Below are 25,522 nucleotides of genomic sequence, written 5' to 3'. Positions count from 1 at the left end.
GTGGTGCGGTTCCGGTCATCGGGGCAGATCGGCGGCGTACCGGACCAGCGCTTCGCGGTGACGGCCGATCTTGCGGAACGCCTCGGCGTACTGGTCGATGAGCGCGGTGTCGTCGGGCCAGGCGGTGAAGGTCGGCAAGGAGAGCGCGTGCTGCTCGACGTGCTCGGCCTGCGAGTCGGCCCCCGGCGTGGTGGCCTTCTTCGGGACTCCGGGGAAGAGGGGGTTCTCGGGGCGCGCGTAGAGCGGCAGGGTGGACAGCCGGGGGCCGGAGGGGGCGCCGACCTCCATGCCCTCGGCGCGCAGCGCCCGGACGAGCACCGAACGCGGAACGCCACCCAGCGCCTCGGGCCGGTAGAGCGGCTTGTAGCCGTACCAGGCGCCCATGTCGACGTGGTCGGCGACATGGACCCGCTGCAGGTACTCCACGTCGGCGAGCTGCTCGCCGAGGTGCCGCAGGCACCGGTGCCGGGCCTCCTTGCGTGCGGGGAAGGCGGCGAGGGCGTGCCGGGCGACGATGGCGTTGAACGGTGACATGCGCAGCTTGAGTCCGAAGCCCGTGACCCAGTGGGCCCGCAGGTCCTCGTCGAGGACGGAGTCCCGGGAGCGGTCCCGGTAGTGCCCGAGGAGGGTGGCGCGGTCCTGGATCCCGGGGTCGCTGGTGACGAGGATGCCGCCCTCTCCGGCGTAGACGGCCTTGTTGGCCTGGAGGGAGAAGACGGCGGCGTCGCCGAAGGTGCCGACCGGCCGGCCCTTGTAGCGGCTGCCGTGGGCGTGGGAGCAGTCCTCCAGGACGCGCAGCCCGTGCCGTTCGGCGATCGCCAGGATCGCGTCCATGTCGCAGGGGTGGCCCCACTGGTGGACGACGGTGACGACCTTGGTGTGCTCGGTCAGCGCGGACCGGAGTGCCTTGGGGTCCAGGCCGCGGGTGTCGGGGTCGATGTCGGCGAGGACCACGTCACCGCGCAGCGCGAAGACGGGGCTCAGCGCGGCGTGGTAGGTGAGCGCCGGTCCCACGACGTCCACCCCCTCGCGTACGCCGAGGGCGAAGTAGGCGGCGAGGAGCGCGCTGGTGCCGGAGTTGAACGTGACCGCGTAGCGGGCGCCGCCGTCCAGGAAGGCGAGGAAGTCGGCTTCGAGCCGGCCGATGGGGCCGCTGTTGCCCTTGATGGAGATGTCGGTGTTCCGCTGCGCGGCCAGCTCGGACAGCTCCGACTCGTCCGCGGGGGGCGGCCACACCTCGTGGGGCAGTGGCCGCGAGATGGCGGGTGCGCCCCCGAGAAGGGCGAGCCGTTCGTCGGTACTCATGTGCTCTCTTCCTGTCCTTGCGGGGTGGGTTCCTGTCCTTGCGGGGCGGGTCAGGCGCATCGGTCGGTGAGTCCGCCCGTCCCGCCCGATCGGGCCCGGTAGATTCCGTCGATCGTGCGAACGGTGGCGAGTTGACGCAGGAGGTGGTCCCGGCGGTAGTCGCGGTCCTCCAGGCGGTCCAGGTAGTGGATGAACATGGAGCGCGTGATGTCGGCCCTGGATCCTTCCGGGGCGTAGCGTTCCAACTGGGCCCCTCCGACGGCATGCAGGGTGGCCGCCCCGGGGGCGACGTTCAACGCGCCTTCCGAACCGAGCACGCAGAGCTGTTCGGTCTTCGCGAGGCTGTGGCGCGAGATGCGCAGCGAGCCCGCCAGCCCCCTCGACGGGTAGCTGCACAGGAGGGCGACCAGATCCTCCAGTCGGCGGTCCCGCGTCTCCTGGTACTGGTGCACGAAGGCCGAGTGCACCCGGGGGGCTTCGGGGAACATCCCGTTGAGCACATCGACGAGGTGGTAGCCCATGTCGAGGAGCACACCGCCCCTTGCCTGCTCCCGGGAGGCGCGCCAACCCGTGGTCGGACGAGCCAGGTTGAAGTGGTAGTCGTAGGAGAACCAGTAGGGCCTCCCGATCCGCGCGAGGTTGTCCCGGGCGAACCGGAACACCGGGTCGAAGTTCCGTTGCAGCAGTGTGAAGACGCTGCGGTCGGCCTGCTGCGCGAGACGGATCAGCTGGCGCGCTTCAGGTTCGGTGACCGCGAACGGCTTCTCCTTGATGACGTGCCTGCCGTGCGCCAGCAGCCGCGTACAGACCGGGAAATGCTCGCCGTGAGGCACGGTGACCACTGCGGCGTCGAATTCGACGGATTTCATCGCGTCGTCGAGGCTCCCGTAGTACGGGAATCCCCATTCGTCGGCGAGTGGTACGGCGGGCGGGGCGGAGTCGACGCCGCCGACGATATCGGCACTCTCCTGGACGATCGGCAGGTACTCCTTTCCTTGATGCCCGGCAAATCCGATCATCAGGACTCGTGGTCGCGGACGGATGGCCTTCGGCCTGTCGCCGGGCATGCAGAATATTCCCCTCGCAGAACACCGCTCGACGATGACGTGGGAAGTCGGGAAAGGGTTGTGCGGCCCGGATCGGACTTTCGTGTCCGCAGACGGTTCAGAGAGCCGCGCGGCTCCCCGAAGGGTCGGCGCGCCAAGCGTGCGCCGCGGTCACGACGTCCTTGATGAAGGTGCTGCCGCTGCGCAGTGTGTTCTCGTCGAGCAGCGTGACGTCCTCGGCGGCCAGCCAGGCGAACTCGGTGTGTTTGTCCGGTTCGAGTGCGGGCGAGGAGAGGTCCCCGTCCACCTCGACGAGGTAGTCGGACTCGATGTGCCGGATGCCGTCCGCCGTCCACTCCGTCTGTGCCACCCGGGCGAGAACGCGGCGCAACCGCCACCCCGTCTCTTCCGAGATCTCCCTGCGGAGCGCTTCCAGGAGGGATTCCCCCGGTTCGACGGCTCCACCGACCACGTCCCAGCAGCCGGGGAAGAGGGGGCGGTCGGCCGAGCGGCGCTGGACGAAGATCCGGCCGGCCGGATCACGGATCAGCGCGCCCACCACCGGTCGGGGCCGGGCTGCCCCGGTCATGAGGGTCCCCCGTCGCGCTCGGACGGGCACGGGGGTACGGAATCGGTATTCCCGTACGAACGGTCGAACGGACGTGGGGTCGAGCCGTCCGAACGGTGGGGTCGGGGCGGGAGGAAGCGGACTGGATTCGAACTGGAGAATGAACGACCTGAAGCTTGCATCTCCACGACGCGAGGTTAGCCGAATCCCGGAGAACAGGTGCGAGGACGAACTTCTTCGAGGTGCCTTGAGTTCGACTTGACACGGCTGACGGTCGCGTGCTGAAGGGATTGCCTCCCGGTGAATGCCGCGGATCCGCCCCGGCGGAATCGCCGGGGCGGGGCCTTGTCCGCGCACGGTCCGGTATCGGCCCGGGTCGGCCTGCTCCATGGCGACGGGGCTCCGGCAGCGGATTCCTGAGCGATTCTTTCCTGCCACCGCTGACGGTTCGTGAGGGAACTCTATTGGCCGGATCGGCCGCCCTTCGCGTCCCGGCGGTGCCGTCCTCCGGCCCCGCCGGCCCGGCCGGCGCCTCCGTTCACCGGCGGCGCGCGACCACGAAGGCGTAGCCGATCTCCGTGAGGGCACCGAACCGGGGAAGGGAACGGGCGAAGTCGAAGAACTCGTAGTGCGGGTCGTCCACGGAGGGGGTGACATTCGCGAAGGCATCGGCGAACGCCTGGTAGGTGCGCCGGACGTTCTCTCCGATGTCCTGGAACTCCAGAACCTCCAGACCGGCACGGTCGAGGGCCGTGCGGAGCTCCGCCGGTTCGGGGAGCGCGGGGGACCCGAACGCCCGGCAGGTCCGGCGGACCGTCTCCGCGGCCTCACCGGTCACCGGCGACCGGAGCAGCACGTCGGTGACGACCAGCGTGCTTCCGGGCCGCAGGGTCCGGGCGATCTCGGTGAGGGCGGCGGTCCGGTCGGGAATGTGCATCATGGACTCGATCGCCCAGGCACCGTCGAAGGACGCGGACTCGAAAGGCAGTGCGCAGGCGTCCGCGTACCGGAAATCCACCCGGTCGGCGAGCCCGGCGGCATCCGCCCGGGTCCGGGCGAGGGCGATGTCCTCGGCGCTGACCGAGATTCCCGACACCTGGCCGCCGGTGGCCCGGGCGATGCGCAGCGCGGGCCGTCCCGTTCCGCAGCCGACGTCCAGCAGACTGCGGCCGGGTGCGGCGGCCAGCCGCCCCGCCACGAGGTCGGTGAGCCGGTCGGTGGCCCGGTCGAGCGACCGTCCGTCCGCCGGGCCGTCCCAGTAGCCGACATGGATGTTCCCGTCGACGGCCGCGCCGTCCACGATCTCGGTGTGCTCGTCACGGAGCGGGTCGGGGTCGGGTGAGGACGGGACGCCGTGCTGCGCGGACGGGTTGTCGGTCATCGCGATCTCCCGGGTGCGAGGGGTGAGTCGGCGGGTGACGAGGGCGGGCGGCGTTCGCCGGGAGCGGGCAGAGGTGTTCCCGGACGAACGCGACGCCGTTCCGTTCTTCCCGAAGGACTTCCCGTGCGACCGGCGGTGGGAACCGCTTCTCCGTGACCGGTTACCGCAGGACGGTGATCGCGGTGGCGAGGTGGTCCTCGTGGACGCGCCAGCGGCCGTCCAGGGTGGGCAGCGGGGAGGGGACGAGGAGGACGGCGGTGAAGGTGCCGTCCGGGCGGAGGGTGAGGTCGGCCTCGGAGAAGTCGAGGAAGGTGTGGGTCAGCGGGAACCAGCTCTTGTAGACGGACTCCTTGGCGCTGAAGAGGATGCGGTCCCAGGGCGTGCCGGGGTGGGTGGCGGAGAGGGCGGTGTTGCGCTGCTGCTCGGCGGGGAGGGCGATCGCGTCGAGCACGCCCTCGGGCAGGGGGAGGGCGGGTTCGGCGTCGATGCCGAGGGAGAGCACGTCCTCGGCGCGGGCCACGGCGGCGGCGCGGAAGCCGGCGCAGTGGGTGAGGGAGCCGACCACGCCCTCGGGCCAGCCCGGGGCGCCCCGCAGGCCCGGGACCAGCGGGCGGTACGGGACGCCGAGGCGGCCGAGGGCGAGCCGGGCGCAGTGGCGCACGGTGGTGAACTCGCGGCGCCGGGATTCGACGGCGCGGGCGACGGCCGCCGCCTCCTCGGGCTCCAGGCGGGCCTCGGGCGGGTCGGAGTAGGCGGTCTCGACGACGACGGACGCGGGCAGGAGTGCGCTGATCACTGTTCCCCCGGACAGGACGGACGACAAAGAGGCTGAGCAGTCGGAGGATAACCCGATGATCGGTTTCGTGATCGGTTATTCGAAGGCGGCGGCGGCCTCCCGCAGGGCGCGGGCGACGGTCTCCGGGTCGTCGGGGGCGGGATCGCCGGGCCGGTGGGTGACGGCGCGCAGGCCGCCGCCGTAGCGGAACGAGCGGTGGCGCTCGTACACCGGCCAGGAGACCGGGGACTTGCGGTCGACGCCGACACTGATGCCCTGGAACGGCGCCATCCCGATGAGCTGGTGGACGGGGCCCAGCCGCCCGGTCTCCGCGCCGTCGACCAGCACCCGGAACTCCCAGCGCAGGCCCGGGACGGCGGTGGCCTCGACGGTGACCAGGTGGGGGCCGGGCGCGAGCGGTCCGGCGCCGGCGAGGCCGCCGCGCAGCAGCGTCCGGCGGGACAGGGCGGGGGCGGTGGGGAAGCTGGTCACGAGTGGGGTCCTCTGCGGGAAGAAGCGTGCGGGGTCGGCGGGTTCAGGGGCGGCCGGTTCGGGGTCGGCCCGTGCGGCCGGGGAACGGCGGTCAGGGCGTGCACCGGACGGGCGTGCAGGGCGGTGAGCGCGGCGGCTCCGGCGGCGACGGCGAGCACATCGGCGCCGCGCTGCTGGGCGATCAGCAGATCGGCGTCCCGCCGCAGGTGCGAGCGGCGGGCGAACTCGGTGCGCACCACGTCCAGGTAGGCCGGGTCGAGCAGGGCGAAGGTCTCGGTCAGGACGAGCAGATCGGGGTTGACCACGTCGGCCAGCAGGGCGAGCGCGCGGCCGATGACCTCCGCGCGCCGTCGCACCAGCCGGTCGGCACGCGGGTCGCCGGCCTGGACGGCGGCCAGGAAGGCCGCCCGGTCCGGCTGTTCGATGATCCCCTCGGCGGTCGCCGCCTCGAACAGCGTGGTGTCCGAGGCGGCGACCGCCAGACAGCCGGTCCGGCCGCAGTGGCAGAGTTGGTCGCTGTCCGGCACCGGCAGATGGGCGACGTCCCCGGTCGGCGAGGCCGGGCCGACGTGCACGGTGCCGGCGACCGCCAGGGCCGCGTCCACCACATGGCCGACGAACAGGTGCACCATCGAGCGCCGGGCCGCCGGGTGGCCGAACAGGATCTCCGCCTGGGTCAGCGCCCGGGCGTGGTTGTCGACCTGGACGGGCAGCCCGGAGGCGTCCGCGAGCAGCGCGGCGAGCGGCAGGTCCCGCCACTTCAGCGGGTCATGACGGAGAATCAGTCCGCGCTCCCGGTCGGCCGAACCGCCGGTGACCGCGCCCAGGCCGACCACGGTCCGGCCGTCCGGGGCGGCGGCCAGCAGCCGGGGCAGCCGCTCCAGCAGCGGCCGCAGCACGGCCCGGCCGGTGCGGCCGCGATTGCTCAACTCCCGGCGGTACAGCACGTTCCCGCGCGGATCGAGGAAGGCGAAGGTGGTGTACGGCAGGCCGATGTGCAGCCCGGCCACGGCGATCCGGCCGGTGTCGACGTCGACCGGGAGCTGCGGTCGGCCCACCGCCCCGGCCGTCGGGGCGGTCAACTCGGGCCGCTCGCGCAGCAGTCCGAGCCGGACCAGGTCGACCACCTGGCGGGAGACCGCCGCCGGGCTCAGGCCGGTGAGCGCGGCCACCCGGCCCCGGGCCACCGGGCCGTGGTCCAGCACCGCCCGCAGGACGGCGGCGGCGTTGACGTCCCGCCGCGCGTCCCCGGTGCGCGGCCCGCCGACGGGCGTGACGGGGGCGGTGTCCGTGGTCATGCTTCGCCTTCCTCGGTTCCGGTTCCGGTCCTGTTCCGGTTCTGCTTCCGCTCAGTCCTGGTCGGCGGTCGGGGTCACCGCGCTCGGGGCCACCGCGGCCCCGGCTCCGGCGGCCTCGGCTGCGGCGACCTTCGCGGCCTCGGCGGCCGAGGTCTCCAGCTCCTCGGCCGGCACCAGCCCGGCCACCCGCGGCGGCTCGGCGGGCTCCAGCAGGCGGCTCGGCGCACCGTCCACGCCCACCGGCAGGTCGCCGTCCAGGGTGATCCGGCGGACCAGGCGCGGCTCGTCGCCGTAGTCGTTGACGGCGTAGTGCTGGGTGGCGCGGTTGTCCCAGATCGCGACGTCACCGACCTGCCAGTCCCAGTGCACGGTGTTCTCCAGCCGCTCCACGTAGCGCTGGAACAGCGCGAGCAGGGCCCGGCTGTCGGCACCCGAGACGCCCTGGATCCGCTGGGCGAAGGCGCCGAGCAGCAGGTTCTTCTCCCCGGTCACCGGGTGGACCCGGACCACCGGGTGCTCGGTCTTGAACGCGGTGGAGACGAAGACCTGCCGGAACAGGTTGGCGATCTCGGCGTTGTCCGCCAGCTCCGGGCGCAGGGCGAGGCTCGCCGCGTAGTCGTAGTCGTTGGTGTGCACGGCGCGCAGCGACTCGGCCAGCACCTTCAGCGGCTCCGGCAGGTCCTGGTACGCGGCGGCGGTGTTGGCCCACACGGTCGAGCCGCCGGCCGGCGGCAGCTCCAGCGCGCGGAGGATCGAAGCCTTGGGGTAGGAGGGGACGAAGGTGACGTCGGTGTGCCAGTTGTTGGCGCGCACGCCCTTGGTGGCGTCCAGCTCGAAGACGTAGCGGCCGTCCGCGCTGGGGACGGTGGGGTGGCCGACCGGGTGGCCCAGCAGACGGGCGAAGGCCTCGTGCTCGGCGTCGTCCAGGTGCTGCTGGCCGCGGAAGAACAGCACCTTGTGCTCGTAGAGCGCGGCCTCGATCGCGGCGACGGTCCCGGCGGGCAGCTCGCCGCCGAGCTGCACGTCGTGTACGACCGCGCCGATCCGGCCGGCGGCCGGGGTGAGGCGGAGTGCGGTGGTGGCGGCGGTGGACATGGCGGATCCTCGACTCTCGTACGGAGGTGGATGCGGTGGAGGTGAAGGCGGGTGCGGTGAAGGCGTGTGTGCCGGCAGGGCCCGGCCGGCGCGGTCGACGGCGCGGACCTGGGCAGGGCGCGGCGGGGCGCGGACGGGTGCGACGGGGCGGGGTGCGACGGGGCGGGGTGCGACGGGGCGGGGTGCGGCGCAGGGCGCACGGGTGCCGCGGCGAGGAGGGGCGGCCGGAGTGCGGCCGGGAGTCAGCGGGCGAGCGCCCCGGGACAACAACAGCGGCGGCGGACCGGGGCGACACGGTGAACGGTGCGGCTGATCATCGGCCCTCCTTCCGCTGTCTCGGGGTGTTGCGACTGGGCTCGGCGCTCATCGTGCTGAAGCTCGCGCATCCCTGTCAATCACCCGTTCCGCCTGCTGGGAAAGGGTGTTGCGGCCGTGTGACACCGCGTTGCGGGAGGCGTTCGGGTGATGACGCGGCTGCTGCGAGGGCGTGTTCCCGCCTGTCGCGGGCGTGTCGGGAGGACTAACTTTCGCAGCGGAAATAACCGGCTCTTCTGCTCCATCTGTGGGTCGCTGAGGCGCGTCTAACGCGGGGCACGCCGTCCCCTGTGCAGATCTTGAGGTGTCGAGACTCAGAATCTGGGGTGCAGGGAGAACGGCGTGCGGTTGACCACGGTATTGAAGGCGTTGGTCGGATGCGAGCAGGCAGTGCCGGAGGAGGTGCGGTTTGAGGAGAAGTCGCAGGTCATCGTGGTCACTGTCCGGCCCAGGTCTCGGGCGCGTCGCCGGTGCGGGATCTGTGGAAGCCGCTGTCCGGGGTTCGACGCCGGTGCGGGGCGGCGGCGCTGGCGCCACCTGGACGCCGCCGGCCTCAAGCTCTACCTGGAGGCCGACGCACCTCGTGTGACCTGCGGGCGGCACGGGGTGGTGGTCGCCGCCGTCCCCTGGGCCCGCCACGATGCGGGACACACCCGAGACTTCGACCAGCAGGTCGCCTGGATGGCCACCGAATGCTCCAAGGCGGCCACCGCCCAGCTGATGCGGACCTCCTGGCGCACGGTCGGCGCGATCATCACCCGCCACCAGGCCGACGCCGATGCCGGGATCGACCGGCTCGCCGGCCTGCGGCGTGTGGGCATCGACGAGATCTCCTACCGGCGCGGGCAGAAGTACATGACCGTGGTGGTCGACCACGACTCGCGCCGCGTGGTGTGGATGGCCGACGGCCACGGCAAGGACGTGCTCCGCTCCTTCTTCGACGCACTCGGCGCCGACCGCGCGCACCGGCTCACCCACATCAGTGCCGACGGCGCCGAGTGGATTGCCGACGTGGTCGCCGAGCGCGCTCCGAACGCGGTCCGGGCCATGGACCCGTTCCACGTCGTGGCCTGGGCCACCGAGGCCCTGGACGAGGAACGCCGCTCCGCGTGGAACCGGGCCCGACGCGAGGCCGCGGACCCCGAACTCGCCCGACGCCTCAAGCACTCACGCCACGCGTTGTGGAAGAACCCCGAGGACCTCACGCCCCGCCAGCAGGTCAAACTCGCCTGGATCGCGACCAACGACCCCCGCTTGCACCGTGCCTATCTGCTGAAGGAGGGCCTGCGCACGATCTACCGGATCGCCGCCGACGAGGGCGTCGAGGCCGCTGTGAAGGCCCTGGACCGATGGCTGTCCTGGGCTGTCCGGTCCCGCCTTCCGGCCTTCACCGACCTCGCCCGCAAGATCAAGCGCCACTACGAGGCCATCCTCCACGCGATCGTCGAGAAGCTGTCCAACGGCCTGATCGAGTCCACCAACACCAAGACCCGCCTGATCATCCGCAGAGGCTTCGGCTTCCGATCCGCCGAGGCCGTCATCGCCCTCGTCATGCTCTGCCTCGGCGGCAACCGCCCCACCCTGCCCCGACGCCAACTCGCATGACCAGACCCACAGGTCCAACACAAGAGCCAAATAACCGTGGGCAGTCGAAGGGCCCGCCCGGACAGTGTCCGGACGGGCCCGAGTACGGCGAGGGGTGCCTCCGGAGATCGTCTTCGAGGATCGGATCCGGAGGAGATCGGGTCCCCGCGCAGGTGGGACCGATGGCGGTGGTGGGCCGCACTGCCCGTGCGGCCCACCGTCATTGTGTTCCGGCGGCTCAGTAGAGGATGGCGGAGAGCCGCGCCGGGCCCGTCTCGGTGGTGGTGTCACAGAAGTAGACGATGGCCTGGTGGTTGTTCACGTACGCCTGGCCGGCCGCGTGGCAGGAGGCGGCGGTCGGGTAGATGCCGATGTAGGTCCAGGTGGACGCCTGGGCGCTCGGGGCGGCGATCAGGGCGCCACCGGCCACGAGTCCGGCCACGGCCACGGCGGAGAAGGCCTTGCGAATCGACATGAGTGGTCTTCCTCCCATTGGTGAGCGCCGGGGTCCGTGCCCCTGCGCTTCGCCGAGGAGCCTCCTCCGAATATGAACGGTGGGCAATGGTAGAGACCAATTGCGACCGGAATCGATGTGGTGTTTCTGTGACGGTGCAGGTCACGGGCTCGCCTGACAGGCTGACGATCATCTTCCGGACAGTTCTTGCACTGTCCGGCACCTGACAGGCAGCCGTCGTCGGCACCCCGACGGGCCCTACGCCCCCAGCAGTCGGGCGAAGTCCAGGCCGAGACTGCCGAGCACCGGGAGCGCGCCGAGGTCCGTGACGGCGCCGACCGGGATGCTGTAGCCCTGGTTGACTTCCCGGGGCTTCGGTGCGGCGGCGGCCGGGCCGGTGGCGGAGCCGGCGAGCACGGCGGCGAGGGTGGCGAGCAGGGCGAAGGTGCGCAACGGGGCCTCCGGGGGCGAGGGAACGGGCTTCCTGCTGAACGCGCGGGGGAGTCGTGCGGTCACGCATCGTCCCCCCGTCGGCCGAGCGGGTAAAGCCTCGCTGCCTGTGTTCATGACAACATGTCAGATGTCTGTACCAGTGGTGGATGCTCTGCCTACTGTCCTTTCCAGTCACCGAACTGGGAGGGCACACATGCGAGTTGTCCCGAACCTCCGGATCCTGGCCGGCGTCCCGCTGGCCGCCGCCGCGCTGGTCGCGCTCACCGCCGGTACGGCGAGTGCCGCGATACCGATCAACAAGCCCATGAGCGGCAAGGCCACCTACTACAACGACGCCGGCTACGGCGCCTGCGGCACCCAGATCAACGCCGGCAACCAGATGCTGGTCGCCGTCTCGCACACCTGGTGGACCAGCGCCAACCCCAACAACGACCCGCTCTGCAAGGGCATCTCGGTCAAGGTCAGCTACCAGGGCAAGACCGTCACCGTGCCGGTCAGGGACAAGTGTCCGTCCTGCGACTCCACCCACATCGACCTCAGCCAGCCGGCCTTCGCCCGGTTCGCGCCCCTCGGCCAGGGCGTGATCAACGGCCTGACCTGGCAGTTCGTCAAGGCCGGATTCGCCGGTGAGAGCATCCCGCTCTCCGAGCCGGTCACCGGCTCGACCATCGGCTGAGCCGCCCCCCGGTCGCCCGCCCCCGCCGCGGCCCCCACTGTCGGCGGGTGCGGGCACAATCGGCACCGTCCACAGCGGGCGCGGCCGGCACGACCGGTTCGGCCGGTACGACGACGGAGGAGCCGCGGACATGGCGCTGTACATCACGGTCGCGGCGGCGGTCACCATCGCCGAACCCCGCCTGCGGGCCTGTCTGCGCTCGCCGCTCGCCCCGGCCTCCGCCCGGCCGGAGTCCGACTGGACCGGCCTCTGCACCCCCTGGGCCGACCGGGCCCTGCGGGACCAGTACCTCGCCGAACTCCCGGCGGCCGTCGCCGAGTGCGACAGCCGGCTCGACGGCGACCATGCCGACCACCTCCTCGAACTGGCCGAGCACGACGACCTCACCCTCCGCCACGACGAGGCCACCGGTGCCCTCACGCTCGACCTCGACACCCGGGTCGACTTCGAACTCCCCGGCATGATCTGGGCGTTCACCGTCCTGCGCGGCCTCGCCGGGGCGATGGCCGAGGGCGACGGCGGACTCGTCGAACTCACCCCCGACTGGACCGCCGGCGCCGTGCGGATGCTCCTGGCACCGGGCCGCTCCCTCTTCCTCGACCCGGCCCGCGACGCCGCCGAACTCGCCCGCGCCCGCGACGCCGCCTTCGACGTGCGCTGCGCCGTCCCCGAGCCGGGGGAGGGCGAGCCGACCGCAGGGCTGCTCGAACGCCTCCTCGGAGCCTGACCCCCGTCCCGCCCCCCGCGGCTCCGGACCCGCCCCCACCCCTGCCGCGCACCTGACAGGGTGCAGCGAGCGGGCACCGGATTCTTCCAAGCTGGCGGTGGTTCGCACCCGGGCGGCAGGCGTAGCGTCCGGGAAACTGTCGGCGTGAGAGCGAGGTCGGGTTCCGTGGGGTCCGGTGGCACGGGTGTGAACGGCACGGGTGTGAACGGCGGAGTGTCCTTCTGGTGGAGCCGGCTCGGGATGCCCGACGCCCGGCCGGCGCTGCCCGGCAACCGGGAGGTCGACGTCTGCGTGGTCGGCGGCGGCTACACCGGCCTGTGGACGGCCTACTACCTCAAGAAGGCCGACCCGGGCCTGCGGATCGCCGTCCTGGAACAGCGCTTCTGCGGCTACGGCGCCTCCGGCCGCAACGGCGGCTGGCTGTACAACGGCTTCGCCGGCCGCGGCGCCTTCGCCCGCCGGTACGGGCAGGAGCGGGCCGCCGCGATGCAGCGGGTGATGGACCGGGCGGTCGGCGAGGTCGCCGACACCCTCACCGCCGAGAACATCGACGCCGACCTGGTGCGCGGCGGCGTCCTGGAGGTGGCCCGCACCCCCGCCCAACTGGCCCGGCTGCGCACCTTCACCGAGGCCGAACGTGCCTACGGCGCCGACCGCGTCCAGGAACTCGACGCCGCCGAGGCCGCGCGCCGCCTGAACGTCGCCGGCACCCTCGGCGCCGTCTGGAGCCCGCACGGTGCCCGCCTCCAGCCCGCCAAGCTCGCCGCCGGCCTCGCCGAGGTGGTCGAACGGCTCGGTGTCGACCTCTACGAGGGCACCCGGGTGACGGAGATCCGCGGCGGCCGCAAACCCCGGGCCGTCACCCCGCACGGCACCGTCACCGCTCGGTACGTGCTGCGCGCCACCGAGGGCTTCACCTCCGGCCTCGCGGGCGAACGCCGCACCTGGCTGCCGATGAACTCGGCGATGATCGCCACCGAACCGCTCCCGGCCTCCTTCTGGGAGGAGACCGGCTGGGAGGGCCGCGAGGTGCTCGGCGACTTCGCCCACGCCTACATGTACGCGCAGCGCACCGCGGACGACCGGATCGCCCTCGGCGGGCGCGGCGTCCCCTACCGCTTCGGCTCCCGCACCGACACCGACGGCGCCACCCAGCCCGCGACCGTCCGCCAACTGCGCGAGATCCTGCACGAGTTCTTCCCCGCCGCCCGCACCGCCAGGATCGAGCACGCCTGGGCCGGGGTCCTCGGCGTACCCCGCGACTGGTGCGCCACCGTCGACCTGGACCGCCGCACCGGCCTCGGCTGGGCGGGCGGCTACGTCGGCAGCGGCGTCACCACCACCAACCTGGCCGGCCGCACCCTGCGCGACCTCGTGCTCGGCCACGACACCGAACTCACCCGGCTGCCCTGGGTCGGCCACAGCGTCCGCCGCTGGGAGCCCGAACCCTTCCGCTGGCTCGGCGTCCACGCCCTCTACGCCGCGTACCACCTCGCCGACCGCCGGGAAGCCACCCGCCGCCGCCCCACCACCTCCCCCCTCGCCCGCCTCGCCGACACCATCGCCGGCCGGTAGCGGGAGGTAGCGGGAAGGGGTGTCGGGCCCCGGGAGCGCCCGGGGCCCGACACCCCGGCTCAGGCGCCCACGTAGGCCGCCAGGTGTTCGGCGGTGAGGGTGGAGCGGGCGGCGACCAGCTCCGCCGGGGTGCCCTCGAAGACGATGCGGCCGCCGTCGTGGCCGGCGCCGGGGCCGAGGTCGACGATCCAGTCGGCGTGCGCCATGACGGCCTGGTGGTGCTCGACCACGATGACGGACTTGCCGGAGTCGACCAGGCGGTCCAGCAGGCCGAGCAGCTGCTCGACGTCGGCCAGGTGCAGGCCGGTGGTCGGCTCGTCGAGGACGTAGATGCCGCCCTTGTCACCCATGTGGGTGGCCAGCTTGAGACGCTGCCGCTCGCCGCCGGAGAGGGTGGTGAGGGGCTGGCCGAGACTGATGTAGCCGAGGCCGACGTCGGCCAGGCGGGTGAGGATGCGGTGGGCGGCGGGGGTGCGGGCCTCGCCGGCGGCGAAGAAGGCCTCCGCCTCCGTCACCGGCATCGCCAGGACCTCGCTGATGTCCTTGCCGCCGAAGCGGTACTCCAGCACCGAGGCGTCGAAGCGCCGCCCCTCGCAGTCCTCGCAGGTGGTGGCCACACCGGCCATCATCGCGAGGTCGGTGTAGACGACCCCGGCGCCGTTGCACGTCGGGCAGGCGCCCTCGGAGTTCGGGCTGAACAGGGCCGGCTTCACCCCGTTGGCCTTCGCGAAGGCCTTCCGGATCGGCTCCAGCAGGCCGGTGTAGGTGGCCGGGTTGCTGCGCCGGGAGCCGCGGATCGGGCTCTGGTCGACCGACACCACGTCCTCGCCGGGCGGGACCGAGCCGTGCACCAGGGAGCTCTTGCCGGAGCCCGCCACGCCGGTGACGACGACCAGCACGCCGAGCGGGACGTCCACGTCGACGTCGCGCAGGTTGTGGGCCGCGGCGCCGCGGATCGGCAGCTTGCCCGTCGGCGTGCGGACGGTCTTCTTCACCGCCGCCCGGTCGTCCAGATGACGGCCGGTCACCGTGCCCGCCGCGCGCAGGCCCGCCAGCGGACCCTCGTAGCAGACCGTGCCGCCCGCCGAGCCCGCGCCCGGGCCGAGGTCCACCACATGGTCGGCGATCGCGATCACCTCGGGCTTGTGCTCCACCACCAGCACCGTGTTGCCCTTGTCCCGCAGCTGGAGCAGCAGGCCGTTCATCCGCTGGATGTCGTGCGGGTGCAGACCGGTGCTGGGCTCGTCGAAGACGTAGGTGACGTCGGTCAGCGAGGAGCCGAGGTGGCGGATCATCTTGACCCGCTGCGCCTCGCCGCCGGAGAGGGTGCCGGCCGGCCGCTCCAGCGAGAGGTAGCCGAGGCCGATCTCCACGAAGGAGTCCAGGGTCTGCCGGAGCGCGGCCAGCAGCGGTGCCACCGAGGGCTCGTCCAGACCGCGCACCCACTCCGCGAGGTCGCTGATCTGCATCGCGCAGGCGTCGGCGATGCTGATGCCGCCGATCTTCGAGGAGCGGGCGGCCGCCGTGAGCCGGGTGCCCCCGCAGTCGGGACAGGAGGTGAAGGTGACCGCGCGGTCCACGAACGCCCGGACGTGCGGCTGCATCGCCTCCCGGTCCTTGGCCAGCATGGACTTCTGGACCTTGGGGATCAGCCCCTCGTAGGTGAGGTTGATGCCGTTGACCTTCACCTTGGTCGGCTCGCGGTGCAGGAAGTCCCGCAGCTCCTGCTCGCTGTAGTCGCGGATCGGCTTGTCCGGGTCGAGGAAGCCGGAACCGGCGTAGATCCGCGTCATCCAGCCGTCACCGGTGAAGCCGGGCACGGTGATCGCGCCCTCCGAGAGCGACTTGGAGTCGTCGTAGAGCTGGGTGAGGTCGATGTCCGAGACCGCGCCCCGGCCCTCGCAGCGCGGGCACATGCCGCCGGTGATGCTGAAGCTGCGCTTCTCCTTGACGGTCTTCCCGGCGCGCTCGACGGTGACCGCGCCGGCCCCGCTGATCGAGGCGACGTTGAAGGAGAAGGCCTTGGCCGAGCCGATGTGCGGCTGCCCCAGCCGGCTGAACAGGATCCGCAGCATCGCGTTGGTGTCGGTGGCGGTGCCGACGGTGGAGCGCGGATCGGCGCCCATCCGCTGCTGGTCGACGATGATCGCGGTGGTCAGGCCGTCCAGCACGTCCACGTCGGGCCGGGCCACGGACGGCATGAAGCCCTGGACGAAGGCGCTGTAGGTCTCGTTGATCAGCCGCTGCGACTCGGCGGCGACGGTGTCGAACACCAGCGAGCTCTTGCCCGAACCGGAGACGCCGGTGAACACCGTGAGCCGGCGCTTCGGGATCTCGATACTGACGTCCTTGAGGTTGTTCTCCCGCGCTCCGTGCACGCGGATCAGGTCGTGGCTGTCGGCGGCGTGCGGCTCGGTGGCCTGCGCGCCGGTGCTCCTGGCCGTGCTCATCGTGTCTCCGGTTCCTCTGGCGGTGCCCTCGGTTCCGATCCAACCACCCGGGTACGACAAACGGTGTTTAGGCCGGTCGGCGCCCGTGCGCTGGCGGGGGGCGGGGGCGCGCCGCACGGTGGTGGCGGGGGCAGCGCAGCGGGAGCAGGACAGCGGGAGGCGGCCAGGTGCGGGCGAGGCGGGTACGGCGGGTGTGGCGGGCGGCGGCGGGTGCGGCCGCCCTCGTGCTGGGGATCGGCGCGGCGCCGGCCGCGGCCGCCGGGCTGCGGCCCACCTGGACGGTGGCCGTGGTCGACCAGGCCTCCCGGCGGGTGCTGGTGCTCGGCGCGGATCGGCCGGCCGCGCTGTCCCTGCCCGGTGGGCCGGACCGGCGGCCGGTGCTCTGGTCGTGGTCCGCGGACGCCGCCCCCGACCTGGCCGACCTCGACCCGCGCCGGACGTGGGCGATGCCGGACGAGGCCAAGAGCCGGGTCCGGCACGGCCGTCGCTACCTGGTCACCACCGCCTCCGGAGGTCTGGCGGCCGTCGTCGACACCACGACCGGCGCCACCGACTGGGCCGTCGACACCGGGTCGGCCAACCCGCACAGCGCCGAACTGCTCCCGGACGGCAATGTCGCCGTCGCCGCCTCGGGCGGCGGCTGGGTCCGGCTGTACGCGGCCTCGCTGGGTCCGCGCAGCACCGTGCACGCCGAGTACCGGCTGCCGGGCGCGCACGGCGTCCAGTGGGACGCGCGCACCCGGCTGCTCTGGGCGCTCGGCGACGACGCCCTGACGGCGCTGCGGGTGGGCGGCACCTCGGCCGCGCCGACGCTCACCGTCGAACGGTCGGTGCCGCTGCCCGAGCGCGGCGGCCACGACCTGGCCCCGGTGCTCGCCTCGCCGGGCCGGTTCTGGGTGAGCACGACGGCGCACCTGTGGCGGTTCGACCCGGCGGCGGACCGCTTCACCCGGATCCGGTTGGCGGACGAAGGGGCCGAGCGGGACATCAAGAGCGTGGGCGACGAGCCCGGCACCGGGCGGCTGCTCACGGCCGCCCCGGACCATGCGGGCCCGTGCGTCTGGTGCACCTCGGTGCTCACCCTGCACCGCCCGGACGGTGTCCGGTACCTGCCCGGCGCCCAGCTCTACAAGGCGCGCTGGTGGACCAGTTGGGGGAGCGGGGCATGACCGGTCGGCCGGGGGCCGGTCCGGGCGGAGGGGCCGAACGGGGTGGCATTCGGAGGATGCGGCTGATTTTATGCAACGTCAAACTACTCCAATGGTGGTCAGTTTCCGCTCCTGTTCCGAATACCTCCCGGTAGCGCCCCGGGCTGGGATAGCGTCCATGGCGCCGGGGGGAACGCGAACCCGATCGCGGGGTCCGCACATCCAGAAACGCGCATCCAGAAATGCCGTAAACGTTTAGGGAGAGAACTGTGCGCAATTTCGTTTCCGAATCCAGGTCCGAGAACGTCGACGAACTGCGGCTCGCGGTCGACTCGCTCGCGGCCTTCCCGGCCGGCGGCACGGTCGGCGGGTCGGACGTCCCCGAGCGCCTGGCGGCGGTGGCCGAGCTGTGCCGGGCGGTCGACGGCGTGCTCGACAGCCTGGTCGTCCGGGCCGCCGCCGAAGCCGCCGAAGAGGGCTGGACCGCCGCTCGGATGGCCTCCGAGCACGCCGTCTACTACGCCCGGTTGCAGCGGGCACTGCTGCCCACCGGTGCCGCGGCCGAACACCGGTGAGCGCGGCACGGAACCACGAGGCGGACGCCAACGCGCACGTCCTGGCCTGCCCCACCCGGTGGAGCGACGTCGATGAGAACGGGCACATCAACAACGCCCGGCTGGTCTCCTACGTGCAGGAGGGAATTTACGACCTCTTCTGCCACCACTCGACCGCAGTAAGGGAATCCCTGTTTCCGTCGGGATTCCTGATCGCCCGGCACGAGATCGATTATCTGGAACAGCTGTACCACCGGCCGGAACCATTGCTGGTACGGCTGACGGTGGAACGGCTCGGACGCAGTTCCGCGCATGTCGTGGTGAATGTGTGCCGTGATCCGCACACGTTTATGCGGGCACGGACCGTGGTGGTCGCCCGGGACCAGGCCTCCGGCCGTTCCCGCACGCTCAGCCCGTCGGAGCGGCGGTTCCTCTCCGGCTTCCTGGCCGACGAGACGGCCGTCGCGGTGCCGCCCCGGCCGGGAGTGAAGTCCCCGCGCGGGGCCCTGGTCGCCGCCTCCGCCGGACACCACCAGCCCCGCCGGCGCCTGCCCGGCCTGAGCGCGCTGACCAGGGGCGTCCCCGTGGGGTCGTACCGGCACCGAGCGCGCTGACCCCTCGGGAGGCCGGGCCGGCCGACGCCCGGCACAGGAAGTCGACTGGGGCTTCTTCCTGTGCGGGGGCGGACGGGCGGACGGACGCAACGAGGGCCGGCAGGACAGGTCGGAAGGACGGCGGGAAGGACCGGGCGGCGCGTCAGCCGACGGTCGCGCGGTGGAGTTCCGCGCCCGGGCCGTCGAGCCGGACCGGGACGGTGGTGGGCGGCAGGTAGGCGGAACCGCCCCGGGCGAGGCGCAGGGACGGGCCGTCGGGGGCCGACAGCCGGGCCTCGCCGGAGGTGCACAGCAGGATCTGCGGTGAGTCCGCGCGGTCGATCCGCACGCCGGTGTCGGCGGGGCGGAGCCGCGAGAGGCGGAACTCGGCCGCGAGGGAGGGGAAGCAGGCTTCCGAGGGATCGCCGCCGGGCATCGGCGCGGCGGTCAGCACGGTCGGTTCGAGGGCCTCGAAGACGGTCACCGCGAGCAGGCCCGGGACATCGATGTGCTTGGCGGTCAGACCGCAGCGCAGCACGTTGTCCGAGTTGGCCATCAGCTCGACGCCCAGGCCGCGGAGGTAGGCGTGCGGCACGCCGGCGTCCAGGTGCAGTGCCTGGCCGGCCCGCAGCCGGACGTGGTTCAGCAGCAGCGCCGCGAGCAGGCCCGGGTCGCCGGGGTAGTCGCGGGCGGCGCGGGCGTAGGCCGCGCAGGCGGCGGCGTGAGGGCCGCCGGAGGCCGCGACGCGGTCCAGCGCGGCGGTGACCTCCGTGAGCACGGCAGCACCGCCGGGGCCACTCGGACCGCCCGGACCGCCGCCGTCGAGGGCCTGCCGGAGCAGGGTGGGCAGCACCTCCGGGGCGGGCCGCGCGCGCAGGGCCGAGGCCCAGCCGGACAGTGCCGGGACCGCCAGCCGGTCCAGCAGCGCCGCTGTCGCGGCAGCCGGGCGGAAGCCGCACAGGGCCTCGAAGTCGCCCAGCGCGCACAGCAGTTCCGGTTTGTGGTCGCGGTCCTTGTAGATCCGCTCAGGGGCGTCCGGCGGAATCCCGAGCGCCTCCTCGGCGGCGAACCCGGCCTCCGCCTGCGCCCGGGTCGGGTGGACCTGGAGGGACAGCGCCCGTTCGGCGGCCAGCACCTTGAACAGGAACGGCAGCCGGGGGCCGAACCGCTCGACGGTGGCCGCGCCGAGCAGCTCCTCCGGGGCCTCGGCGATCAGCCGGTCCAGCGGGCGCGGGCCGTGCCCGTCGTCGAGCAGGGACGGCGCGGACGGGTGGGCGCCCAGCCACAGTTCGGCCTGCGGCCCGCCGGTGGGTGCGGTACCGGTCAGCGCGGGGATCGCGGTGACGGAGCCCCAGGGGTACGGGCGCACCGGGTTGGTGAGCGGGGCGAACAGCGGCATGGCGGCGGTCTCCCGGAGCTGGCGGCGCGGGCGAGGGCGGGGCGGGGGGACTGGAGTTCGGTGCTCAGCGGCAGAGCGCGGCGGCGCCGATCAGCCCGGCGTCGTTCCCCAGCTCGGCCGGACGCACGTCCAGCCCGTGCACGTACGGCAGCGCCGCGTAGCGGTCCAGGTGCCGGGCGAGCGGTTCGAACAGCACCGGTCCGGCCGCCGCGACCCCACCGCCGACCACCACCCGCCGCAGGTCGACCAGGGTGGCGGTGGCGGCGATCCCGGCCGCCAGCGCCTGCGCCGCCCGGTCGAAGGCGGCCAGCGCCACCGGGTGCCCGGCCAGCGCGTCCTCGGCCACCGCGCGCGCCGAGCGGTCCCCGCCCCGGGGCTCCCAGCCCCCGGCGAGCGCCCGCCGGGCGATGGCGGTGCCGCTGGCGATGTTCTCCAGGCAGCCGTAGGAGCCGCACGGGCACCGCTCGCCGTCCAGGTCCACGCTGATGTGGCCGAGGTGGCCGGCGTTGCCGCTGGGCCCGGGGTGCACGGCGCCGTTCAGCACCAGGCCCGCGCCGACGCCGGTGGAGACCACCAGGCAGAGCGCGTTCCCGGCGCCCCGGGCGGCGCCGCGCCAGTGCTCCGCGGCGGCCATCGCGACCCCGTCCCCGGCCAGCGCGACCGGGCGGCCGGCCACCGCGGGGTGGGCGGCGACCTCGGCGGTGAGCGGGAACTCCCGCCAGCCGGGGATGTTGACCGGGCTGACCGTGCCGCCGACGAGGTCCACCGGTCCGGCGCTGCCGATGCCGACGGCGGTGACCGCCGCCCAGTCGGGGGCGGCGGCGAGGTGGTCCAGCACCCGGTGCACCACGGCCAGCACCTCGGTGCCGGACTCCTTCGCCGGGGTCGGCAGCTGGACCCGGTGGGCGAGCGTCCCGGCGGAGTCGACGAGCGCCCCGGCGATCTTGGTGCCGCCGATGTCGACAGCCGCGTAGAGCGGGCCGGCGAGGAGCGGGGTGGCGGACGGCGAGGGCGCGGTCATGACGGAGGGCTCCGGTGGGGTGGACGGACGGACCGGCGTCCGTCCCGCCGCTCCCGAGCGACCGGGGCGGCGGGACGGACAGGACGAGCAGGCGAGCAGGACGAGCGGACGAGCAGGACGACAGGGACAGCAAACAGGATCAGCGCGCCGGCGTCAGCCGCAGGGTCACCAGTTCGAACGGCCGCAGCGCCAGCCGCACCCCGTCGCCGTCCGCCACCACCTCGCCGCGGGTGCCGTCCCACGGCCGCTCCAGCAGGTCGCAGGGCACCGCGGCGGCCAGCGCGAAAGAGGTCGCCAGCCGCCCCCGGGCCCGGCCGCCGCCCGACTCGTAGACCCGCACCACGAGGTCCCCGCTGCCGTCGTCGGCCAGCTTGACGGCGCTCACCACCAGCGCGTCCTGGTCCAGCTCGACCAGCGGCCGCACCGACTCCGCCGAACCGGTCACCCGGCGCTCGGGCAGGCCCACCGCGTAGCCCTCGCGGACCGCGTCGCCGATCTCCGCGCCCGGCACCAGCGCGTGCCGGAACCGGTGCCGCCCCTGGTCGGTGCGCGGGTCGGGGAAGCGCGGTGCGCGCAGCAGCGAGAACCGCACCGTGGTGGTGGTGCCGCCGTCGTCCGCGCGCACCGCCCTGGTCACGTCGTGCCCGTAGGTCGAGGGGGTGACCAGCGCGACGCCCCAGCCCGGCTCGGCCAGGTGCACGAAGCGGTGGTTGCAGGCCTCGAACTTGGCCGCGTCCCAGCTGGTGTTGGTGTGGGTGGGCCGGAACTGGTGGCCGAACTGGGTTTCGGCCGCGTACCGCTCGGTGTGCACGTCCAGCGGGAACGCGAGCTTCAGGAACTTCTCCGCCTCGTGCCAGTCCACCTCGGTGTCGATGTCCAGCCGGCCCGAGCCCGCGCGCAGGGTCAGCGTCTGGGTCACCGTGGAGGAGCCGAACGAGCGGACTACCCGCACCGCGACCTCCGCCGGGCCCTCGGCGTGCACCGCGACCTCCTCGGCCCCGACCAGGTCGGTGACCGTGTTCCGGTAGAACTCGTCGACGTCCCAGGCGTCCCACATGTTCGGGAAGTCGGGGTGCAGCTGGAGCAGGTTCGCCCGGCCGCCCGGGGCGACGGCCTCCCGGCCGCTCGCCGCGTCCACCGCCGAGACCACCAGGCCGTCGCCGTCCACCACGACCCGCAGCAGCCCGTTGTCGAGCACGAAGCCGCCGCCCTCGCGCGCGGCCACCGAGCAGTCGCCCGGACCGGCCACCGCCACCGCCGCGCCGCCCGCCGGGACCGCGGAGCGTCCGTGCGGGGCGCCGTTGAACACCAGCTCGCGCCCGCCCGCCGGATCGCCCGCCAGGGCCCGCTGGGCGGCGCCGATCAGCTCCTCCAGCTCGGCCGCCAGGCCCGCGTACGTCGCCTCCGCCTCCCGGTGCACCCAGGCGATCGAGGAGCCCGGCAGGATGTCGTGGAACTGGTGCAGCAGCACGGTCTTCCAGATCCGGTCCAGCTGCTCGTACGGGTAGGCCAGGTCGGTGCGCAACGCGGCCGTGGCGCACCAGAGTTCGGCCTCCCGCAGCAGGTTCTCGCTGCGCCGGTTGCCCTGCTTGGTGCGGGCCTGGCTGGTCAGGGTGGCCCGGTGCAGCTCCAGGTACAGCTCGCCCACCCAGACCGGCGGCTTCGGGTACTCGGCCTCGGCCTCGGCGAAGAACTCGGCCGGCCGCTGCCAGCGCACCGTCGCCGAGCCCTCCAGGTCGCGCAGCCGGGCGGCCTTGCCGACCATCTCGCGGGTGGTGCCGCCGCCGCCGTCGCCCCAGCCGGTCGGCGCCAGCGAGTGCCGGGCCACCCCCTTGTCCTTGAAGTTCCGTGCCGCGTGGGCGATCTCGGAGCCCTTCATGGAGCAGTTGTAGGTGTCGACGGGCGGGAAGTGGGTGAAGATCCGGGTGCCGTCGATGCCCTCCCACAGGAAGGTGTGGTGCGGGAACCTGTTGATCTGGCTCCACGAGATCTTCTGGGTCAGCAGCCACTTGGAGGCCGCGTTGCGGATGATCTGCGGCAGGCCCCCGGTGAAGCCGAAGGTGTCCGGCAGCCAGGCCTCCTCGTTCTCGATCCCGAACTCGGCCATGAAGAAGCGCTTGCCGTGCACGAACTGACGGGCCATCGCCTCCGAGGAGGGCATATTGGTGTCCGACTCCACCCACATGCCGCCGGCCGGGACGAAGCGGCCGTCCGCCACCGCCTTCTTCACCCGGGCGTACACCTCCGGGCGGTGCTCCTTGATCCAGGCGAACTGCTGCGCCTGGGACATGGTGTAGAGGAAGTCCGGCTCGTCCTCCAGCAGCGCGGTCATGTTGGCGGCGGTCCGGGCGACCTTGCGGACCGTCTCCCGCAGCGGCCACAGCCAGGCCGAGTCGATGTGGGCGTGGCCGATCGCGCCGATCCGGTGCGCGGACGGCGCGGCGGGCGCGGCCAGCACCTCGACCAGGCGGGAACGGGCCGCCGCCGCCGTGCCGTTGACGTCCTGGAGGTCGATCGCGTCGAGGGCCCGCTCGACCGCGCGCAGCAGCTCCCAGCGGCGGGCGCCGTCGGCGGGCAGCTCGGCCATCAGCTCGCCGAGCACCTCCAGGTCCAGCACCAGCTGCCAGACCGTCTCGTCGAAGACCGCGAGGTCCATCCGCGCCAGCCGGTACTGGGGCTTGTCCCCGGCGGTCTCCTTGTCGCCCAACTCGGTGGGCAGGAAGGGGTGGTAGTCCAGGATGACCGGGTTGGCGGCGGCCTCGACGTGCAGCAGCACCGGCTCGCCGCCGGCCGCCGGGGCGGCGATCCGCACCCACTGGTTCTGCGGGTTGAGGCCCTTCACCGGGGTGCCGTCGGGCCGGTACACCAGGCCCTCGCACTGGAAGCCGGGCATATTGGCGTCGAAGCCGAGGTCGATCAGCGCCTCGACGGTCCGCCCGGCCCAGGCCTCGGGCACCGTCCCGGCCACGGTGATCCAACTGGTGCTCCACGGCGCGCCCCAGGCGTCCCCGACCGCGATCGGCGAGCGCGGCGCGGCCAGGCCCTCGGCGACCGGGACGGGCTCGCCGGGCGCGGTCCAGGCGGAGACGGTCAGCGGGACGGACTCGGGGTACACCGCCGGGCGGATGCGCTCCTCCAGGACGCGCTTGAGGCGGGCTTCGACGAGGGTGCGGTCATCGTGCATGTCAGCGGACTCCGTTGGGCGACTGGGCGAGGGGGAGGGAGGATCGGCGGAGCTCGGGGGTGTCAGGGTGGACGAGCTCGGTGATGCCCCGGGCGGCGAGGTGGGCGGCGTCCCCGGCGCGCTCGGCCAGCACCGCGGTGGGCCGGGCGCCGTCCGCGGCCAGCCGCATGAAGGTCTCGAACACGGCGCCGCCGGGGCCGCAGACCGAGCGGCCCGGCGCGGTCACCTCGTCCCCGGCGGCGACCACCACGGCGGTGCGGCGCGGCGCGGGCGCCCGCCAGTCGGCGCGCGCGGCGGCGACCGCCCCGGCCAGCCGCTCCCCGGCCGGCTTGACCCGCCGGTCGTTGGTCAGCAGGCCGAGGCTGTACTCCAGCTCCGGGAAGTCCGCCAGCGAGCGGTCCACGTCGTGCGAGCACCACCAGGTGACGCCCCACAGGTCGGGGCAGTCCAGCACCGCGGCGACGGTCGCGCCGGTGAACCGGGCGGCGTCGGCGGCGGTGATGTGCGGGGCCGGGGCGCCGACCTCCTGGAGCCAGACCGGGCGGTGCGGGTCCCCGGCCCAGGCCTTGGACAGCTCCACCAGGTAGGCGGCGTGCTGGTCGCTCGCGGTGGAACGGGCGCCGTAGCGCTGCGCGGTGCCGTTGAACACCCAGGAGTGCACGGCGGTGGCCGCGCCGATCCGGGCCGAGTGCCAGGGGGTGAACGGGTGCCCGTCGAGGTACCAGGCGGCGTCGTAGGAGGCGTGCAGGTGCAGCCGGCCGGGGGCGCCCCGCTCGCAGGCGTCGACCATCCGGCGCAGCCAGGCCCCGGCCTGCTCGGGGGTGGCCCGGTGGGGGTCGGGGTGCGGTTCGCCGGAGAACTGGTTGACCTCGTTGCCGACCGTCATGCCGAGGAAGTTGGGCCGTTCGGCGAGGGCGGCGGCGAGGGTGCGCAGATAGGCGGCCTGGCCGTCGACCACGTCCGGGTCGGTGAACATGTTCCGGCGGTGCCAGGTGCGGATCCAGGCCGGTTCGAAGTCGAAGCTGGACAGGTGGCCCTGGAGGCCGTCCACGGCGACGTCGAGCCCGCGCTCCCCGGCCGCGTCCACCAGCGCCACGAGCTGCTCGACGGCGCGCGGGCGGATCAGCGTGCGGTTGGGCTGGAACAGCGGCCAGAGCGGGAACACCCGGACGTGGTCGAGGCCGAGCGCGGCGATCGAGTCGAGGTCGGCGCGGACGGCGTCGAGGTCGAAGTCGAGCCAGTGGTGGAACCAGCCGGCGGTGGGCGTGTAGTTGACGCCGAAGCGCGGGGCGGTGGTCCGCGGAGCGGTGGTCATGGTCGGTGGCTCCCTGGGAGGAGGAACGGCGGTGCGTCCGGTGCGGTCGTCCGGTGCGGTCGTCCGGAGCGGTGCGCTCCGGCGCGGTCGTCCGGTGCGGGTCGTCCGGTGCGG

Annotated in this window: 21 protein-coding genes and 1 pseudogene; 7 read left to right on the top strand and 15 right to left on the bottom strand. The window is 73.4% G+C overall.

Annotation, left to right across the window (positions count from 1 at the left end; genetic code table 11):
- Window positions 1–15 precede the first annotated feature (15 nt).
- From OG715_RS06915 to OG715_RS06880, 8 genes and pseudogenes are all read right to left on the bottom strand, one after another.
- Window positions 16–1,305 (bottom strand): DegT/DnrJ/EryC1/StrS aminotransferase family protein, encoded by a 1,290-nt coding sequence (locus tag OG715_RS06915; RefSeq protein WP_266276421.1) that lies wholly within the window; start codon window positions 1,303–1,305, stop codon window positions 16–18.
- A gap of 50 nt (window positions 1,306–1,355) precedes the next feature.
- Window positions 1,356–2,372, bottom strand: coding sequence for a Gfo/Idh/MocA family protein (locus OG715_RS06910; RefSeq protein WP_266276423.1), 1,017 nt, complete (start codon window positions 2,370–2,372; stop codon window positions 1,356–1,358).
- A 97-nt stretch (window positions 2,373–2,469) separates the two neighbouring features.
- Window positions 2,470–2,940 (bottom strand): NUDIX hydrolase, encoded by a 471-nt coding sequence (locus tag OG715_RS06905; protein WP_266276426.1) that lies wholly within the window; start codon window positions 2,938–2,940, stop codon window positions 2,470–2,472.
- A 517-nt stretch (window positions 2,941–3,457) separates the two neighbouring features.
- The gene (locus OG715_RS06900) at window positions 3,458–4,300 is read right to left on the bottom strand and encodes an SAM-dependent methyltransferase (RefSeq protein WP_266276429.1); all 843 of its coding nucleotides are present in this window, start codon (window positions 4,298–4,300) and stop codon (window positions 3,458–3,460) included.
- Window positions 4,301–4,460: 160 nt separating this feature from the next.
- The gene (locus tag OG715_RS06895) at window positions 4,461–5,096 is read right to left on the bottom strand and encodes a 4'-phosphopantetheinyl transferase family protein (protein ID WP_266276430.1); all 636 of its coding nucleotides are present in this window, start codon (window positions 5,094–5,096) and stop codon (window positions 4,461–4,463) included.
- A gap of 75 nt (window positions 5,097–5,171) precedes the next feature.
- A pseudogene (locus OG715_RS06890) lies at window positions 5,172–5,501 on the bottom strand (arylsulfatase); the annotation flags it as partial.
- A gap of 62 nt (window positions 5,502–5,563) precedes the next feature.
- Window positions 5,564–6,865 (bottom strand): ROK family transcriptional regulator, encoded by a 1,302-nt coding sequence (locus OG715_RS06885; RefSeq protein WP_266276431.1) that lies wholly within the window; start codon window positions 6,863–6,865, stop codon window positions 5,564–5,566.
- Window positions 6,866–6,916: 51 nt separating this feature from the next.
- Entirely contained in the window at window positions 6,917–7,960 is a 1,044-nt protein-coding gene (locus OG715_RS06880; RefSeq protein WP_323182287.1) for a TauD/TfdA dioxygenase family protein, read from the bottom strand.
- 657 nt (window positions 7,961–8,617) lie between these two features.
- Between OG715_RS06880 and OG715_RS06875 the strand changes: the two genes are divergently transcribed.
- Entirely contained in the window at window positions 8,618–9,880 is a 1,263-nt protein-coding gene (locus OG715_RS06875) for an ISL3 family transposase (RefSeq protein WP_266273001.1), read from the top strand.
- Window positions 9,881–10,097: 217 nt separating this feature from the next.
- On the opposite strand, the gene OG715_RS06870 is transcribed toward OG715_RS06875, so the two are convergent.
- Together OG715_RS06870 and OG715_RS06865 are read right to left on the bottom strand one after the other, a co-directional pair.
- A complete protein-coding gene (locus OG715_RS06870) occupies window positions 10,098–10,334 on the bottom strand; it encodes a hypothetical protein (RefSeq protein ID WP_266276433.1) in 237 nt (78 codons plus the stop codon).
- 237 nt (window positions 10,335–10,571) lie between these two features.
- On the bottom strand, window positions 10,572–10,829 hold the full coding sequence (locus OG715_RS06865) for a hypothetical protein (RefSeq protein ID WP_266276435.1): 258 nt from the start codon (window positions 10,827–10,829) through the stop codon (window positions 10,572–10,574).
- 130 nt (window positions 10,830–10,959) lie between these two features.
- Between OG715_RS06865 and OG715_RS06860 the strand changes: the two genes are divergently transcribed.
- From OG715_RS06860 to OG715_RS06850, 3 genes are all read left to right on the top strand, one after another.
- A complete protein-coding gene (locus OG715_RS06860) occupies window positions 10,960–11,442 on the top strand; it encodes a cysteine/serine endopeptidase inhibitor (RefSeq protein ID WP_266276437.1) in 483 nt (160 codons plus the stop codon).
- A 130-nt stretch (window positions 11,443–11,572) separates the two neighbouring features.
- Window positions 11,573–12,169 carry a hypothetical protein gene (locus OG715_RS06855; protein ID WP_266276439.1) on the top strand — a complete coding sequence of 199 codons (597 nt, stop codon included), beginning with the start codon at window positions 11,573–11,575 and terminating at the stop codon, window positions 12,167–12,169.
- Between the two features lie 240 nt (window positions 12,170–12,409).
- Window positions 12,410–13,744: an NAD(P)/FAD-dependent oxidoreductase gene (locus OG715_RS06850; protein ID WP_266276441.1), complete on the top strand. Its 1,335-nt coding sequence runs from the start codon at window positions 12,410–12,412 to the stop codon at window positions 13,742–13,744.
- A 59-nt stretch (window positions 13,745–13,803) separates the two neighbouring features.
- Here the strand turns inward: OG715_RS06850 and OG715_RS06845 are convergent, their stop codons facing one another.
- Window positions 13,804–16,194, bottom strand: a complete 2,391-nt coding sequence (locus OG715_RS06845; protein WP_266276443.1) for an excinuclease ABC subunit UvrA — start codon at window positions 16,192–16,194, stop codon at window positions 13,804–13,806.
- A 167-nt stretch (window positions 16,195–16,361) separates the two neighbouring features.
- Between OG715_RS06845 and OG715_RS06840 the strand changes: the two genes are divergently transcribed.
- From OG715_RS06840 to OG715_RS06830, 3 genes are all read left to right on the top strand, one after another.
- A complete protein-coding gene (locus OG715_RS06840; protein ID WP_266276445.1) occupies window positions 16,362–17,363 on the top strand; it encodes a DUF6528 family protein in 1,002 nt (333 codons plus the stop codon).
- A 248-nt stretch (window positions 17,364–17,611) separates the two neighbouring features.
- Window positions 17,612–17,917 carry a hypothetical protein gene (locus OG715_RS06835; RefSeq protein ID WP_266276447.1) on the top strand — a complete coding sequence of 102 codons (306 nt, stop codon included), beginning with the start codon at window positions 17,612–17,614 and terminating at the stop codon, window positions 17,915–17,917.
- Complete coding sequence (locus tag OG715_RS06830; protein ID WP_266276449.1) at window positions 17,914–18,510, top strand: acyl-CoA thioesterase; 597 nt, start codon at window positions 17,914–17,916, stop codon at window positions 18,508–18,510. Before OG715_RS06835 ends, OG715_RS06830 begins: the two co-directional genes overlap by 4 nt.
- Window positions 18,511–18,652: 142 nt before the next feature.
- Here the strand turns inward: OG715_RS06830 and manA are convergent, their stop codons facing one another.
- The 4 genes from manA to OG715_RS06810 all read right to left on the bottom strand — a co-directional run bounded on the left by manA (window position 18,653) and on the right by OG715_RS06810 (window position 25,408).
- Complete coding sequence (gene manA / locus OG715_RS06825; RefSeq protein ID WP_266276451.1) at window positions 18,653–19,888, bottom strand: mannose-6-phosphate isomerase, class I; 1,236 nt, start codon at window positions 19,886–19,888, stop codon at window positions 18,653–18,655.
- A gap of 64 nt (window positions 19,889–19,952) precedes the next feature.
- Entirely contained in the window at window positions 19,953–20,909 is a 957-nt protein-coding gene (locus OG715_RS06820; RefSeq protein WP_266276453.1) for an ROK family protein, read from the bottom strand.
- A 139-nt stretch (window positions 20,910–21,048) separates the two neighbouring features.
- Entirely contained in the window at window positions 21,049–24,093 is a 3,045-nt protein-coding gene (locus tag OG715_RS06815; protein WP_266276455.1) for an alpha-mannosidase, read from the bottom strand.
- A gap of 1 nt (window position 24,094) precedes the next feature.
- On the bottom strand, window positions 24,095–25,408 hold the full coding sequence (locus OG715_RS06810) for a glycoside hydrolase 5 family protein (RefSeq protein ID WP_266276457.1): 1,314 nt from the start codon (window positions 25,406–25,408) through the stop codon (window positions 24,095–24,097).
- Between the last annotated feature and the right edge of the window lie 114 nt (window positions 25,409–25,522).

This window comes from Kitasatospora purpeofusca (assembly GCF_036010405.1).
GTDB lineage: Bacteria > Actinomycetota > Actinomycetes > Streptomycetales > Streptomycetaceae > Kitasatospora > Kitasatospora purpeofusca.
Note: the sequence above shows the minus strand (reverse complement) of the source record. Positions and strands in the feature narration are given on the sequence as shown.